Annotated in this window: 13 protein-coding genes; 12 read left to right on the top strand and 1 reads right to left on the bottom strand. The window is 69.2% G+C overall.

The features are described 5' to 3' along the window. Positions 1–5 precede the first annotated feature (5 nt). The 11 genes from metK (at position 6) to RU01_RS11075 (ending at position 11,194) form a co-directional block, all read left to right on the top strand. Entirely contained in the window at positions 6–1,220 is a 1,215-nt protein-coding gene (metK, locus tag RU01_RS11125) for a methionine adenosyltransferase (protein ID WP_042574616.1), read from the top strand. Positions 1,221–1,344: 124 nt separating this feature from the next. Beyond that, complete coding sequence (locus RU01_RS11120; RefSeq protein WP_197074748.1) at positions 1,345–3,312, top strand: primosomal protein N'; 1,968 nt, start codon at positions 1,345–1,347, stop codon at positions 3,310–3,312. 5 nt (positions 3,313–3,317) lie between these two features. Next, on the top strand, positions 3,318–4,241 hold the full coding sequence (gene fmt, locus RU01_RS11115; RefSeq protein WP_042574646.1) for a methionyl-tRNA formyltransferase: 924 nt from the start codon (positions 3,318–3,320) through the stop codon (positions 4,239–4,241). Continuing rightward, a complete protein-coding gene (locus RU01_RS11110; RefSeq protein ID WP_042574615.1) occupies positions 4,238–5,746 on the top strand; it encodes an RsmB/NOP family class I SAM-dependent RNA methyltransferase in 1,509 nt (502 codons plus the stop codon). Before fmt ends, RU01_RS11110 begins: the two co-directional genes overlap by 4 nt. A 47-nt stretch (positions 5,747–5,793) precedes the next feature. Next, positions 5,794–6,534, top strand: coding sequence for an SGNH/GDSL hydrolase family protein (locus RU01_RS11105; RefSeq protein ID WP_156148881.1), 741 nt, complete (start codon positions 5,794–5,796; stop codon positions 6,532–6,534). Positions 6,535–6,567: 33 nt separating this feature from the next. After that, positions 6,568–7,236, top strand: coding sequence for a ribulose-phosphate 3-epimerase (rpe, locus tag RU01_RS11100; protein ID WP_042574613.1), 669 nt, complete (start codon positions 6,568–6,570; stop codon positions 7,234–7,236). Next, positions 7,236–8,261 carry a bifunctional diaminohydroxyphosphoribosylaminopyrimidine deaminase/5-amino-6-(5-phosphoribosylamino)uracil reductase RibD gene (gene ribD / locus RU01_RS11095; protein WP_042574645.1) on the top strand — a complete coding sequence of 342 codons (1,026 nt, stop codon included), beginning with the start codon at positions 7,236–7,238 and terminating at the stop codon, positions 8,259–8,261. The genes rpe and ribD overlap by 1 nt, the downstream gene beginning before the upstream one ends. A gap of 10 nt (positions 8,262–8,271) precedes the next feature. Further along, positions 8,272–8,874, top strand: coding sequence for a riboflavin synthase (locus tag RU01_RS11090; RefSeq protein WP_042574612.1), 603 nt, complete (start codon positions 8,272–8,274; stop codon positions 8,872–8,874). A 90-nt stretch (positions 8,875–8,964) separates the two neighbouring features. Further along, entirely contained in the window at positions 8,965–10,236 is a 1,272-nt protein-coding gene (locus RU01_RS11085) for a bifunctional 3,4-dihydroxy-2-butanone-4-phosphate synthase/GTP cyclohydrolase II (protein WP_042574611.1), read from the top strand. Next, positions 10,236–10,721: a 6,7-dimethyl-8-ribityllumazine synthase gene (ribH, locus tag RU01_RS11080; protein WP_042574610.1), complete on the top strand. Its 486-nt coding sequence runs from the start codon at positions 10,236–10,238 to the stop codon at positions 10,719–10,721. The genes RU01_RS11085 and ribH overlap by 1 nt, the downstream gene beginning before the upstream one ends. Beyond that, complete coding sequence (locus RU01_RS11075) at positions 10,718–11,194, top strand: PH domain-containing protein (protein WP_042574609.1); 477 nt, start codon at positions 10,718–10,720, stop codon at positions 11,192–11,194. Before ribH ends, RU01_RS11075 begins: the two co-directional genes overlap by 4 nt. Before the next feature lie 24 nt (positions 11,195–11,218). On the opposite strand, the gene ggt is transcribed toward RU01_RS11075, so the two are convergent. After that, positions 11,219–13,165: a gamma-glutamyltransferase gene (gene ggt / locus RU01_RS11070; RefSeq protein WP_042574608.1), complete on the bottom strand. Its 1,947-nt coding sequence runs from the start codon at positions 13,163–13,165 to the stop codon at positions 11,219–11,221. A gap of 114 nt (positions 13,166–13,279) precedes the next feature. Between ggt and uvrC the strand changes: the two genes are divergently transcribed. Beyond that, complete coding sequence (gene uvrC / locus RU01_RS11065; RefSeq protein ID WP_042574644.1) at positions 13,280–15,439, top strand: excinuclease ABC subunit UvrC; 2,160 nt, start codon at positions 13,280–13,282, stop codon at positions 15,437–15,439. Positions 15,440–15,441 lie beyond the last annotated feature (2 nt).

Here is a 15,441-nt window from a genome sequence, read left to right as displayed (position 1 = left end):
CATCTGTGAGCACGTCCGCAAGTCGGCTTTTCACCAGCGAATCGGTCACCGAGGGGCATCCGGACAAGATCTGTGACGCCATCAGCGATTCGATTCTCGACGCGCTCCTGACCGAAGATCCGCGCGCCCGCGTCGCCGTCGAGACACTGGTCACCACCGGCCAGGTCCACGTCGCCGGCGAGGTCAACACCACGGCATACGCGGACATCCCGCACATCGTGCGCGAGAAGGTCCTCGAGATCGGATACGACTCGTCGGCCAAGGGCTTCGACGGCAATTCCTGCGGCGTCAACGTCGCCATCGGAGCACAGTCGCCCGAAATCGCTCAGGGCGTCGACAATTCGCACGAGTCGCGCGTCGAAGGTCTGACCGACGACGAGATCGACCGTCAGGGCGCCGGTGACCAGGGCCTGATGTTCGGCTACGCCATCAAGGACACGCCGGAGCTCATGCCTCTGCCGATCGCGTTGGCGCACAGGCTGTCCCGTCGGCTCACCGAGGTGCGCAAGACAGAGGTGCTGCCGTACCTGCGTCCGGACGGCAAGACCCAGGTCACCATCGAGTACGAGGGCAACAAGGCAGTCCGCCTCGACACCGTCGTCATCTCCACCCAGCACGCTGCCGACATCGACCTCGACAACATGCTGACTCCCGACATCCGCCGGCACGTCCTCGAGTCGGTGCTGTCCGAGCTCTCCCACGATTCGCTGGACACCTCGTCGGTGCGGTTGCTCGTCAACCCCACGGGCAAGTTCGTTCTCGGTGGACCGATGGGCGATGCGGGCCTGACCGGCCGCAAGATCATCGTCGACACCTACGGTGGCTGGGCCCGCCACGGCGGCGGCGCGTTCTCGGGCAAGGATCCGTCGAAGGTCGACCGCAGTGCCGCGTACGCGATGCGGTGGGTCGCCAAGAACGTGGTGGCCGCAGATCTGGCCGAGCGCGTCGAGGTCCAGGTCGCGTACGCCATCGGCAAGGCAGCGCCGGTCGGCCTGTTCGTCGAGACCTTCGGCTCGGAGAACGTCGACCCCGTGAAGATCCAGTCGGCCATCAACGACGTCTTCGACCTGCGTCCGGGCGCGATCATCCGTGACCTGGACCTGTTGCGTCCGATCTACGCGCAGACCGCCGCGTACGGCCACTTCGGCCGCACCGACATCGATCTGCCGTGGGAGAACACCGACCGCGCGGACAAGCTGAGGTCCGCCGCCGGCCTGTGAGCCGAGTCCGGTCGATTCCACGAGGAGTGTTCGAGAGCTGAGGGGGTCGGGGTCGGTGAGTGCAGCCGCCGCGGGTGGTGTGCGCGCACCGGCCCCGTCCGCCCCGGTGGCGCGGGTGCTTCCGATGCTCGCGCTGTCCCATCTCGATCGCGACTTCGACTACCTCGTCCCCGCCGACCTGGACGAGGTGGCGCAGCCCGGCGTCAGAGTGCGTGTCCGTTTCGCGGGTCGGCTCGTCGACGGGTTCCTGCTCGAACGAATGGATGCCAGCGAGCATCCGGGCAAACTCGGGTTCCTCGACAAAGTGGTGTCCGCGGAACCCGTTCTGAACGACGAGTTGCTCGGTCTCACCGAGGCCGTGGCGGCGCGGTATGCCGGAACGCGCTCGGACGTCCTGCGTCTGGCGATTCCTCCACGGCATGCTCGCGTCGAGAACGAGATGGTCTCGCAGGGCGTCCACGCGACGCCGATCCTGCGTCGCGACGGGTGGAGCGCTTACCGGCACGGCGGCGAGTTCCTCGACGCGCTCGCCGACGACCGAGCGCCCCGAGCGGTGTGGCAGGCACTCCCGGGGGAGGACTGGCCCGCCCGGTTGGCCGATCTGGCGGCGGTCACCGCATCCGTCGGCCGCAGCGCGATCATCGTGGTGCCGGACCAGCGTGACCTCGACCGGGTCGATGCTGCATGTCGTGCTGTCCTCGACGACTCCTCCGTCGTGGCGCTCGCGGCCGGTCTCGGGCCGGCCGAACGCTACCGACGCTGGCTCGCCGCCTCACGGGGAAGCGCCCGCGTGGTTCTGGGTACCCGCAGCGCGGTCTTCGCGCCGGTACGTGATCCTGGCCTCGTCGTCGTGTGGGACGACGGAGACGATTCGCTCTCCGAGCCACGCGCTCCCTACCCCCACGCTCGGGAGGTGGCGCTTCTGCGCGCCCACCGCAGTCGCTGCGCTGCCGTCGTCGGCGGAATCTCGCGTACCGCGGAAGCCCAGGCGTTGGTCGACACCGGGTGGGCACACGATCTGGTCGCTACTCGCGACACGGTGCGCGCGCGGGTTCCGCGGATCGTGGCGCTGGCGGACAGTGATCACGCACTCGCGCGGGACCCCGGCGCGCGGGCGGCCCGACTACCGGCCATCGCCTTCGCCGCAGCCCGAGCATCCTTGACGGCCGGACACTCGGTGCTCGTACAGGTTCCTCGCCGCGGGTACGTTCCGTCCCTGGCCTGCAGCAAGTGTCGAACTCCGGCTCGCTGCCGTCGGTGCCACGGACCGCTGGCGCTCCCGTCGGCAGCCGGTGCCGACGGCGCGGGCAGCCCGACCTGCAAGTGGTGTGGCACGGCCGATCCCGCCTATTCGTGCCCCACCTGCGGGTCCCGCGCCCTGCGTGCCGTCGTCGTCGGCGCCGGACGTACCGCGGAGGAACTGGGTCGCGCGTTCAGCGGGGTCACCGTGCGGCAGTCCGGCGGCTCCGCGGTGTTGGACACCGTGCCCGCCGGTCCCGCCATCGTCGTGTCCACCGTCGGCGCCGAACCCGTCGCCGACGGCGGCTACGGAGCAGCACTGTTGCTCGACGGGTGGGCCCTGCTCGGCCGAGCCGATCTGCGTGCCACGGAACAGACTCTGCGTCGCTGGATGGGCGCGGCCGCTCTGGTCCGACCGTCGTCGGACGGCGGGGAAGTCGTCGTGGTCGCCGACTCGTCGCTAGCCACCGTCCAGGCCTTGGTCAGGTGGGATCCGGTCGGACATGCTCAGGTCGAACTGGCCGAACGCACCGAGGTCGGATTCCCGCCCGCCGTGCACATCGCCGCGGTGGACGGAACGTCGGAAGCGCTGCATGCGCTGCTCGACTCCGCCCGGCTGCCGGACGACGCCGTGACCCTGGGCCCGGTGGATCTCCCTCCGGGCGAACGACTGCCGTTCGGTAGCGAGGTGGATGCGGACTCGTCGGCGGCCATCGAACGGATGCTGGTGCGGGTACCTCGGGGTTCGGGTGGGGCACTGTCGCGCTCGCTCGGCGAAGCGCGCGCTGTGGTGGGCGCGAAGAAGACGGCGTCGGCGCTGCGAATCCAGGTCGATCCGCTCCGCATAGGGTGAACGGCGTGCGCCTCGTCTTCGCCGGTACTCCCGAGCCTGCTCTCCCGTCCTTGCGACGACTCCTCGAGTCGAGTCGGCACGAGGTGGTCGGCGTCCTCACCCGGCCCGACACCACCGCGGGGCGAGGCCGCAAGGTCGTACGCTCACCTGTTGCGCAGCTTGCGGACGATCACGGGATTCCGGTCCTGCAGCCCGCCAAGCCGTCCGATCCCGAGGCCCTCGCGACTCTGCGTGAATGGGCCCCCGACTGTTGCCCCGTCGTCGCGTACGGCGCACTGCTGCCGCGTTCGGTGCTCGACATCCCACGGTTCGGCTGGGTCAATCTGCACTTCTCGTTGCTGCCGGCGTGGCGCGGTGCGGCGCCCGTCCAGGCCGCGATCGCGGCAGGCGACGACGTCACCGGTGCTTCCACGTTCCTCATCGAGGAGGGCCTCGACACGGGGCCGGTGTTCGGCATCGTGACCGAACGTGTGCGACCCACCGACACTGCCGGCGATCTGCTCGGCCGCCTCGCCGACAGTGGGAGCGTGTTGCTCGAGTCGACGCTCGACGGGCTCGAAGAGGGTGCGCTGCAGGGTGTTCCGCAGTCGACGGATGGTGTGTCGCACGCGCCCAAGGTGTCGGTGGACTCCGCGAGGGTGGACTTCTCCCGCGCCGCGCATCTCGTCGACCGCCACATCCGGAGCGTGACACCGGCGCCCGGCGCGTGGACGGAGATCGGTGACGTCCGCGTCAAGGTCGGTCCGGTGACGATGACCGAGGACGTACTCGAACCCGGTGTGGTCGAGGTGCGCAAGAAGGTGGTGCTGGTGGGCACCGGGACGACGGCTGTCGCACTGGGAACGGTGCAGCCGCACGGGAAGAAGCAGATGGCAGCGACGGATTGGGCGCGCGGCGCCCGCGATGTGAACGGAGCGATCGCGCGATGAGTGGCGAACAGACGCCCGGAGCCGGCGGTGGCGGCCAGCGGAAGAGGAACGGCGGGAAGGCCGGAGGCCGGCCGGGAGGGGGCAGCGGGAAGGCCGGCGGGAAGTCGCGGTCGGGGAATTCCCGGCCGAAGCAACCCGGTCGCCCGAATCCGGCCGATGCGGGTCTGGATCCGGCGAGGATCGCGGCGCGCGATGTGTTGCGCGCGGTGCGGGAGCGGGATGCGTACGCGAACCTGGTTCTGCCAGGGCTCTTGCGCGACCGCAAGCTCGACGAGCGTGACGCGGCGTTGGCCACGGAGCTGGCCTACGGTTCGGCGCGCGCACAGGGCATTCTCGATGCCGTGATCGAGCACGCGGCGTCGCGGCCGGTGTCCGACATCGACGGTCGGCTTCTGGATGTCCTCCGCCTCGGCGCGTACCAGTTACTGCGCACCCGTGTCGCGCCCCACGCTGCCGTTGCCACGTCGGTGGACATCGTCCGGAGCGAGGCGGGCCAGGGCCAGGCGGGTTTCGTCAACGCGGTCCTTCGACGAGTGTCGGAGCGTTCGAGCGAGGAATGGATCGAGCTGCTCGCGCCGTCGGCCGATCGTGATCCTGTCGCGCACTCCGCCTTCCGTCACGCCCACCCCACCTGGATCGCGCAGGCGTTCAACGACGCGCTCGGTGCCGATGCGGGCGAACTCGACGATGCGCTCGCGGCGGACGACGCACGGCCTCTGGTGCACCTCGTCGCCCGGCCCGGCGAGATCTCGGCGGACGAGCTGGCGTCGATCACCGGCGGCGAGGTGGGTCAGTGGTCTCCCTACGCAGTACACCTCGACAGTGGTGGAGACCCCGGTCGCCTCGACGCAGTCCGTGAGGGTCTCGCGGCCGTGCAGGACGAGGGCAGCCAGCTGGTCGCACGCGCGCTGACGCTGGCCGAGCTCGACGGGCCGGACGGTGGCCGCTGGCTCGACCTGTGTGCCGGACCGGGCGGGAAGGCTGCTCTGCTGGGCGCCATCGCGGCGATCGACGGTGCCACCGTCGATGCCGTCGAACCCTCCGAGCACCGGGCCGATCTGGTCCGCAAGACCGTGCGGGATCTACCCGTCACCGTGCACGCCGTCGACGGTCGGGACAGTGGCCTCGAGGCGGGATACGACCGCGTCCTCGTCGACGCCCCCTGCACCGGTCTCGGCGCCCTGCGGCGCCGCCCCGAAGCTCGGTGGCGTCGGCAGGCGTCGGACGTGGCGGGACTGGTCACGCTGCAGCGGGAGTTGCTCGCGGCGGCGGTCGACCTGGTGCGTCCGGGCGGCGTGATCGTCTACTCCACGTGCTCACCGCACCTTTCGGAAACCGTGGGCGTCGTCGCCGACGCGATCCGGCGGCACGGACTGACCCCCCTCGACACGTCGACGTTGGTCCCGGAGGTGCCCCGCGCGGCGTCGGGGACCTCGGTGCAGCTGTGGCCGCACCGGCACGGCACCGACGCGATGTTCTTCGCGGCACTGCGGAAGGCCGTGTGACGCGCGGTCGTCACGGGTCGGTAACGACCTCGGGGTACAACAGGGGAGTGACATCGTCCCGACGTTCCCACCGACACCGGTGGCCTCGCGCCGCGGTGGTGGGGGCGACAGTGCTGGTGTCGGCTGCGTGTTCGACGGGTGGGCAGAGTCAGCCTCGTCCCACCGATCACGTCGACCGCGTGATGGCCGAGCAGACCGCAGCGGCCACCGAGGACGCCGTCACGACTCGACGAGTGACCGTGTCGGTGATCGGCGACTCGTTCTCGGCCGGGTCGATGAACGACGTCGTGTGGCCCGACATCCTGGCCGAGGAACACGACTTCGCGGTGACCAATGCGAGTCTCGGCGGCGCGGGATACGTCGCCGGTGACGACTACCTGGGGACCTTCGCCGACCAGGTGCCGCTGGCGACCGACGGCGAACCGTCGGTGATTCTCGTGGTGGGCAGTGAGAACGACGCCGACGCGGACCCGTCGGACGTGCTGTCGAACGCGGGTGACCTGTACGCCGAGTTGCAGGAGCGATCACCCGGCTCGCGCATCGTCGTGATCGGGCCGATCTGGAGTGGGGGCGATGTCAGCGACGCGATGTTCGACGTCGACGCCGCCGTGGAAACGGCCGCGCTGTCCGCGGGACTGGACTACGTCGACACCCTCGACGCCGGGTGGCTGGCCGACCCGACGATCATCCAGGACGACGGTGACCACCCGACCGACGAGGGACAGTATCTGCTGGCCGGGTACATCGACGACGCCGTTCTGGGTGTGGACCCCGATCTATTAGGCTGACCGCTCGTGGCCGACCAGACTCCAGCGCACCCGATGATCGCTCCGTCCATCCTGTCCGCGGATTTCGCGCGGCTCGCTGACGAGGCCGCTGCCGTGGCCGGCAGCGACTGGTTGCACGTCGACGTCATGGACGCTCATTTCGTTCCCAACCTGACTCTCGGGTTGCCCGTCGTGAAGAGCCTGTTGAAGGCCACCGACATCCCCATCGACTGCCACCTCATGATCGAGGATCCGGCCCGCTGGGCCCCGCCCTACGCGGAGGCCGGCGCCTACAACGTGACGTTCCACGCGGAGGCAAGTGACGACCCGCGGGCGGTGGCCCGCGACATCAGGGCGGCCGGCGCGAAGGCCGGCCTCTCGGTCAAGCCCGGAACCCCCATCGAGCAGTACCTCGAGATCCTGCGCGACTTCGACACGTTGCTCATCATGAGTGTCGAACCAGGATTCGGCGGACAGAGCTTCATGCCGTCCGTGCTCGACAAGGCTCGGACCGTGCGGCGCCTTGTCGACTCCGGTGAACTCCGTCTCGTCGTCGAGATCGACGGGGGCATCAATGCCGACACCGTCGAGCAGGCCGCCGAGGCCGGAATCGATTGCTTCGTCGCCGGATCGGCCGTCTACTCCACCGAGGATCCGGCGCAGGCCGTGCGGTCGCTGCGCGCCGCTGCCGCAGCCGCGTCGCCGCACCTCAGCGCGCCGTGATGTCGCTCCCGACCGACAGCCCGATCGAGGCGGCGATGCGCCGGGCCATCCTCGCCTCGGAGTCGGCTCGGGGGATCAGCACGCCCAATCCGCCCGTCGGAGCGGTGATTCTCGACACGGACGGCCGGGTCGTGGGCGTCGGTGCGACGTCGGCTCCGGGCGGCCCCCACGCAGAGATCGTGGCGCTCGCGCAGGCCGGCGAGACGGCGCGCGGTGGTACGGCCGTCGTCACACTCGAACCCTGTGACCACACCGGACGCACGGGACCGTGCTCGGTCGCGCTCGTCGACGCAGGGATCGCTCGCGTCGTGCACGCGCTGTCGGACCCCAATCCGCTCGCGGCGGGAGGCGCGGGCACTCTCGCTCGCGCCGGCGTCGTGGTCGACTCGGGGATTCTGGCCGAGGAGGCCGCGGCGGGTCCTCTCCGGGCGTGGCTGCACCGCCAGCGCACCGGGAGACCGTTGATCACCTGGAAGTACGCGGCGACTCTCGACGGACGGACAGCGGCGCCGGACTCCACCAGCAAATGGATCACGGGGGAGACGGCACGCGAGCACGTCCACGCCGAGCGATCGCGGATAGACGCCGTCGTCGTGGGAACCGGCACCGTGCTGGCCGACGACCCGGCGCTCACCGCTCGGATGCCCGACGGGTCACCGGCGCAGCGTCAGCCGTTGCGCGTCGTCGTCGGCACCCGCGACATCCCGCCGACGGCACGAGTGTTGGACGATTCCGCGCCTACCCGGCTGATCCGGACCCGCGATCCGCTCGAGGTGGTGGCTGCTCTGTCCGACGTGAACGACGTGCTGATCGAGGGCGGATCCGTTCTCGTCGGCGCATTCCTCCGGGCCGGAATGGTCGACCGCGTCATGGCCTACATCGCGCCGATGGTGCTGGGCGAGGGCCCCTCGGCGGTGCGCGGCACGGGCGTCGGAACAATCGGGGACGCACTGAGGTTCCGACGAGTGTCGATGCAGGAACTGGGGGAGGACATCCTCCTCGAGCTCGTCCCGCGAGTGCTGTAAGGATGGACGGATGTTCACCGGAATAGTCGAGGAACTCGGCAGTATCACCGCGAAGGAAGACCTCTCGGACGCAGCCCGTTTCACGGTCAGCGGGCCGTTGGTCACGTCGGATGCGTCCCACGGGGACTCGATCGCCGTCAACGGAGTCTGTCTGACCGTCGTCGACGTGGTCGACGGAGCGTTCACCGCGGACGTGATGCAGGAGACTCTCGATCGGTCGTCGCTCCAGGCGTTGGCGGTGGGCAGTCGAGTCAACCTCGAGCGTGCGGCGTCCTTGGCGTCGAGGCTCGGCGGACACCTGGTGCAGGGACATGTCGACGGAACCGGCATCGTGCTCTCCCGCAACCCGTCGGACAACTGGACCGTCGTGCGCATCTCGCTGCCGCGCGACATCGCCCGGTACGTCGTGCACAAGGGATCGATCACGGTCGACGGAGTATCGCTGACGGTGTCGGCGCTGGGCGGTCAGGGTGACGACCAGTATTTCGAAATCTCCCTGATTCCAACCACCCTGTCCCTGACCACGCTGGGCACGGCCGAGCCCGGGACGCCGGTCAACCTCGAGGTCGACGTGATCGCGAAGTACGTCGAGCGGCTGCAGACCGCCGAGTAGAGGAAGGGCCCCTCGCGTAGGGGTCGTAGGCTGGAAGCAAGAAACAGATCTGTCCGAGACTGCGGACAGCAGACGTGGGGAGCGCACGGCGTGACCAGGTTCGACACCATCGAGCGCGCTGTCGCCGACATCGCCGCCGGCAAGGCCGTCGTCGTCGTCGACGACGAGGACCGCGAGAACGAAGGCGATCTCATCTTCGCCGCAGAGAAGGCAACACCCGAGTTGGTGGCCTTCATGGTGCGGTACACATCGGGATACCTCTGCGTGCCGCTGTCCGGTGAGGACTGTGACCGCCTCGGTCTACCTCCGATGTATTCGACGAACCAGGACAAGCACGGAACCGCGTACACGGTGACCGTTGACGCACGCGTCGGAATCGGCACGGGCATCTCCGCGTCGGATCGCGCTGCCACGATGAGGCTGCTGGCCGACCCCGAGACCGGGGCGAACGACTTCACCCGGCCCGGACATGTCGTGCCGCTGCGCGCGAAGGAGGGCGGAGTGCTCCGCCGTCCGGGTCACACCGAGGCCGCAGTCGACCTCGCCCGGATGGCCGATCTCCGTCCTGCCGGCGTCATCTGCGAGATCGTCAGTCAGAAGGACGAAGGCGAGATGGCGCGGACGGACGAACTCCGAGTCTTCGCCGACGACCACGACCTGGCGCTGATCTCGATCGCCGACCTCATCGCGTGGCGCCGCAAGCACGAGAAGCACGTGGTCCGCATCGCCGAGGCTCGGATTCCCACCTCGCACGGCGAATTCCGCGCCGTCGGCTACCAGAGCGTCTACGAAGAGGTCGAGCACGTCGCGCTGGTGCGCGGCGACATCGCCGGCCCGGACGGCGACGGCAGCGACGTGCTGGTCCGCGTGCACTCCGAGTGTCTGACGGGCGACGTCTTCGGCTCGATGCGATGCGACTGCGGTCCGCAACTCGACGCGGCGCTCGACATGGTGGCGCAGGAAGGCCGCGGAGTCGTGCTCTACATGCGCGGGCACGAGGGTCGGGGCATCGGACTGCTGCACAAGTTGCAGGCCTACCAACTGCAGGACGCAGGATCCGACACCGTCGACGCCAACCTCGCGCTGGGTCTGCCCGCGGATGCTCGCGACTACGGCATCGGCGCCCAGATCCTGGTCGATCTCGGCATCTCGTCGATGCGGCTGCTGACCAACAACCCGGCCAAGCGTGTCGGCCTCGACGGGTACGGCCTCCACATTACCGAGCGCGTCCCGATGCCGCTGCGGGCGAACGCCGAGAACCTGACCTACCTCAAGACCAAGCGCGACCGGATGGGTCACGACCTCGTCGGGCTCGATGCGTACGACACGCCGGTCGAGGCTCCCGACGCGGGAGGTCTCTGATGAGTGGCGCGGGTGAACCGTCGCTCCAGCTCGAGGGCGCGGAGAAGCTCCAGGTCGCCATCGTGGCCGGGCAGTGGCACGAGAAGGTCAGCACGGCTCTGGTCGACGGTGCGTTGCGCAAAGCGGACGAGGTGGGCTTGCAGAACGTGACGCTCGTGCGAGTGGCGGGTGCCATCGAGATTCCCGTCGTCGCTCAGCAGTTGGCGCGCACCCACGACGCCGTCGTCGCTCTCGGCGTCGTCATCCGGGGCGGGACACCGCACTTCGAGTACGTGTGCGACGCAGTCACCGCGGGCCTGACGCGCGTGTCCCTCGACGAGTCCACGCCGGTCACCAACGGCGTCCTGACCGTCAACGACGAGGAGCAGGCACTCGACCGCGCGGGTCTGCCCGGCTCGCGCGAGGACAAGGGCGCGCAGGCGGTCGCCGCCGCAGTGGACACGGCGTTGACACTGGAAAGCCTTCGTCGAGGTGAATCGGCATGACCGAGTCGGGATCCGCCGCGCCGACCGCGGACGAGTGGGAACTCGAAGCGCACCCGCGCAAGAGCGCCAAGTATGCGATCGCGGTCGCCGTCCTTCTCGTCGTGATCCATACGACGCTCGGCATCCTGCTCAGGACGGGCAACACCGGTGTGTTCTTCCAGCGCGCCGATCAGGTCGCGATGATCGCCATCGGATGCGGCCTGGCCGGCGGTGTTCTGCTGCTCACGCGCCCTCGCATCAAGGTCGGGGCGCAGGGAGTGCTGGTACGCAATCTGGTCACCGAGAAGTTGATCCCGTGGGATCTGGTGCGCGGCCTGTCCTTCTCGGCCGGCGCGACATGGGCGCGAGTCGAGCTGCCCGACGACGAGTACGTGCCGGTGATGGCGATCCAGGCGAACGACCGTGAGTACGCGGTGCACGCGGCCCGCACGTTCCGCGCCCTGGAGAAGAAGTACGCGACGCCCGTCTCCTGACCTGCCGTTCGCGCGATCAGGCGCTCACCCGACACCGTCACCCATCACGACGCCCTCGCGACGCGGATCCGCTCCGCCCGTCCATCCGTCGTCGGTTCTGACCAGCGCGCTCGACCCGCTCGACTGGTCGGCGACCGAGACCTGGTGGCCCATGGCGCGCAGTCGCGTGACCAGGGGATCGGCGGCCCCGTCGGCGGCGGCGTCGATGTTCGGGTGCTCGCCGCCGACGTTGGTCGTCGGGGCGTTGGCCGCACCCACGTTCGGCGCGGAGACCGCCTGCTGCGGGTCGAGTCCCCAGTCCAGCATGCTCACGAGGTTCTTGACGACGAACTGGATGATCACCGATCCGCCCGGTGAGCCGGTGACGAGACGGACGTCCCCTCGACTGCCGTCGTCGCCACGCTCGAAGACGATGGTCGGCGCCATCGAACTCCGTGGACGTTTGCCCGGTTCGACTCGGTTGGCCACCGGCACTTCGTCGGGTCCCGCGGGTTGCGCGGAGAAGTCGGTCAGCTGATTGTTCAGGACGAACCCCTCGGTCATGTGGAACGAGCCGAACGCCGATTCGACGGTGGTCGTCATGGCGGCGACGTTGCCGTAGCTGTCCGCGACGCTGATGTGACTCGTGCCCGCCTCGGGACCGGCGTAGCTGCTCAGCGGAACGGGACCGAAGTCTCCCGGCTGAGCGGTGCCCATGCTGCGCTCCGGATCGATCGACTTGGCCCGCTGTTCGAGGTAGCCGGGGTCCAGCAGACGGTCGGGGCTTCCACCCGGCAGCGGGATGTAGTCCGGATCGGCCACGTACTTGTCGCGATCGGCGTAGGCGAGCCGTTCCGCCTCGGCGATCAGGTGCACGCCCTCCGCGGTGGGAACCCCGCCGTCGGCATCGAGCGTGGTGGGTGCGTATTTCGCCATGTCGAAGTTCGAGAGGATGCCCATCGTCGACGCGACCGCGATGCCACCGGACGACGGCCCCGGCATCCCGCAGATGTCGTTGTCGCGGTACGGGGTGCAGATCGCATCCCGCTCCTCGGCCTCGTAGGAGGCCAGGTCGTCGAGCGTGATCCGACCGGGCGTGCGTCCGCCGGTGGTGTCGGCGGTCGCGTCGACGATCGACCGGGCGATGGCGCCGGTGTAGAACGCGTCGGCGCCGTCGGTGGCTATCGCACCGAGCGTCTTGGACATCGCCGGGTTCGTCAGGACGGTGCCGACGGCTTTCGGTGCGCCGTCCGGTTCGAGGAAGTACGCCGCCGATGCGGGATCGAGCGCCAGTTTCTGCGCGGAGTCCGCGATGGACGACGCCATCCGCGGACTGATCTCGAACCCGTTGTCGGACAATGTGATCGCAGGATCGAACAACGACTTCCAATCCTTGTCGCCGTGGTCGCGGTGAACGTCGTCGAGCATGCGCACCACACCGGGCACGCCGATGGACCGGCCACTTCCTCGCGCGTCGGGCAGCGGAGCGGACAGGTTCGCCGGGGCTCCGGGGGCGGCCGCGTCGTCGACGAACCGGAGATAGTTCTCGGTGGCCGAGGCCGGCGCCGTCTCGCGGCCGTCGTACGCCTGCAGGTTCTTCGACTCCGCGTCGTAGTACAGCAGGAACGCGCCGCCGCCGAGGCCGGAGCTCTGCGGTTCCACCAGGCCCAGAACGGTCTGCGCGGCGACCAGCGCATCGGCTGCCGTGCCGCCGTCGCGAAGCACCTCGCAGGCGGCCTCGGTGGAGACGGGATTGGCGGTGGACACCGCGTACGTCGCCGTCTTCACGGCAGTCATGCCGCTGCGGTAACCGGTCGCGACCTCCGGTGCGCCGTCCGCACCCGTTCCCGGCTCTGCCGTCACGGGTGTTCCCCCGCCGCCGACGACACACGTCGGCGCGTCCTGGGCGGTGTCGGTGGTGGACGAGCACGCGGTGGCGACGAGCACGGTCGCGGCGGTCAGGGCGACGAGGCGCAGAGGAAGTCCGGTCACGTGTCCATGAAACCGCGAACAGGCCGGCGCCGCCGGGTATCGGACCGATCGCTGCCGCCCGAGGTGCTCGTCGCCCCGGGGCACGGTGTCACACCCGGCGACTACCGTGGGGGTGTGTCCGACCCTGCTACCTACCGCCCGGCCACCGGAACCATTCCGGTCGAGCCAGGTGTCTACAAATTCCGCGACCCACACGGTCGAGTGATCTACGTCGGCAAGGCCAAGAGCCTGCGCAGCCGTCTCAACTCCTACTTCGCGGACATTGCCGGTCTGCACCCCCGTACGCGGCAGATGGTCACGACCGCGGCCAGCGTCGAGTGGACGGTGGTCACCACCGAGGTGGAGGCGCTGCAGCTCGAGTACAACTGGATCAAGGAGTTCGATCCTCGCTTCAACGTCCGCTACCGGGACGACAAGAGCTACCCGATGCTCGCCGTCACTCTGAACGAGGAGTACCCGCGGCTCTTCGTCTATCGCGGGCCGCGTCGCAAGGGTGTCCGGTATTTCGGCCCGTACGCCCACGCGTGGGCCATCCGCGAGACGCTGGACCTGCTCCTGAGAGTCTTTCCCGCGCGCACGTGCTCGGCCGGAGTGTTCAAGCGGCACAACCAGATCGGTCGTCCCTGCCTGCTCGGATACATCGACAAGTGTTCCGCACCGTGCATGGGCCGTGTGTCCGCCGCTGAACACCGCGCCACCGTCGAGAACTTCTGCGACTTCCTCTCGGGCAAGACGGACAAGCTGGTCCGCGAGCTCGAGGGCAAGATGCAGACCGCGTCGGAAAACCTCGACTTCGAGGCCGCCGCACGCCTGCGCGACGACGTGGGGGCGCTGCGCCGCGCCTTGGAGAAGCAGGCCGTCGTTCTGGGAGACGGCACCGACGCGGATCTCGTGGCGTTCGCGAGCGACGAGCTCGAGGCGGCCGTCCAGGTGTTCCACGTGCGCGGCGGCCGAGTGCGCGGTCAGCGTGGATGGGTGGTCGAGAAGGCCGGTGACGTCATCGACGCCGCGGCGCCTGCCGCAGACGAAGTGGACGACGAGGCCGACGCGACGACGGACGAGGCGACCGCATCGGACCTTCCGGCTCTCGTGGAGCAGTTCCTGACCCAGTTCTACGGCGAGCAGGCATCGTTGTCGGCGTCGACGGAGGACGGAGCGACCAACGCGGTGCCGCGTGAGGTGCTGGTTCCGGTGCTGCCGCCGAACGCCGACGAGGTGCAGGCGTGGCTGTCCTCCTTGCGCGGCAGTGCCGTGCAGCTGCGGGTGCCGCGTCGTGGCGACAAGCGTGCGCTCGCGGAGACCGTGCACCGCAATGCGATCGAGGCTCTGCAGCAACACAAGATGAAGCGCGCGGGAGACTTCACGTCTCGATCGGCGGCACTGCAAGGCATCCAGGAAGCTCTCGACCTCGACAGTGCCCCGCTCCGCATCGAGTGCATCGACATCTCGCACGTGCAGGGCACCGACGTCGTCGCGTCGCTCGTGGTCTTCGAGGACGGTCTTCCGCGCAAGAGCGACTACCGGCACTACTCCATCAAGGAAGCTGCCGGGGACGGTCATTCCGACGACGTCGCGAGCATCGCGGAGGTGACGCGTCGTCGCTTCCTGCGGCACGGCAAGGACTCCGGCGGTGACCTCGCTCCCGAGGCGTCGCTCGACCCGCAGACCGGGCGTCCCCGTCGGTTCGCGTATCCGCCCAACCTGTTCGTCGTCGACGGCGGCGCTCCTCAGGTCGCGGCGGCCGCCGAGGTGCTGGGCGAACTCGGTGTGACGGACGTCGCGGTCGTCGGTCTCGCGAAGCGCCTCGAAGAGGTGTGGGTGCCGGGCGAAGCTGATCCGGTCATCCTTCCCAGGACCAGCGAGTCACTGTTCCTGCTGCAGCGCGTCCGGGACGAGGCCCACCGGTTCGCCATCACGTTCCATCGCAGCAAGCGCTCGAAGCGCATGACGGCGTCGGCTCTGGATTCGGTCCGAGGACTCGGCGAGGCCCGCCGCACGGCTCTGGTCACGCACTTCGGTTCGGTGGCCAAGCTGAAGCAGGCGAAGGTCTCGGAGATCGTCGAGGTGCCGGGCATCGGGGAGACCACCGCCCGCGCCGTGCTGGAGGCGCTCGGGGTGCCCGCGGAGACTCCCGATGTCGGTTCTGTCGGAAACGAGAACGGAGCGGATGCGGTCGCAGTAGGCAATGATGAAGCGACCGACGAGGCCGGCGGGACGGCGTACCGCGACACGGTGACGGCAACGCAGCGAGGAACAGGACACCCGGGCGAGTGAAC

The sequence above is a fragment of the Rhodococcus sp. MEB064 genome (genome assembly GCF_000834565.1).
GTDB lineage: Bacteria > Actinomycetota > Actinomycetes > Mycobacteriales > Mycobacteriaceae > Rhodococcoides.
This window is presented reverse-complemented; position numbering and strand designations above follow the sequence as displayed.

Excerpts from the sequence above, each read along its gene's own strand:
- RU01_RS11120 (WP_197074748.1), top strand. The coding sequence starts at position 1,345 with ATGCTCGCGCTGTCCCATCTCGATCGCGACTTCGACTACCTCGTCCCC.
- RU01_RS11110 (WP_042574615.1), top strand. The coding sequence starts at position 4,238 with ATGAGTGGCGAACAGACGCCCGGAGCCGGCGGTGGCGGCCAGCGGAAG.
- rpe (WP_042574613.1), top strand. The coding sequence starts at position 6,568 with ATGATCGCTCCGTCCATCCTGTCCGCGGATTTCGCGCGGCTCGCTGAC.
- ribD (WP_042574645.1), top strand. The coding sequence starts at position 7,236 with ATGTCGCTCCCGACCGACAGCCCGATCGAGGCGGCGATGCGCCGGGCC.
- RU01_RS11090 (WP_042574612.1), top strand. The coding sequence starts at position 8,272 with ATGTTCACCGGAATAGTCGAGGAACTCGGCAGTATCACCGCGAAGGAA.
- ribH (WP_042574610.1), top strand. The coding sequence starts at position 10,236 with ATGAGTGGCGCGGGTGAACCGTCGCTCCAGCTCGAGGGCGCGGAGAAG.
- RU01_RS11075 (WP_042574609.1), top strand. The coding sequence starts at position 10,718 with ATGACCGAGTCGGGATCCGCCGCGCCGACCGCGGACGAGTGGGAACTC.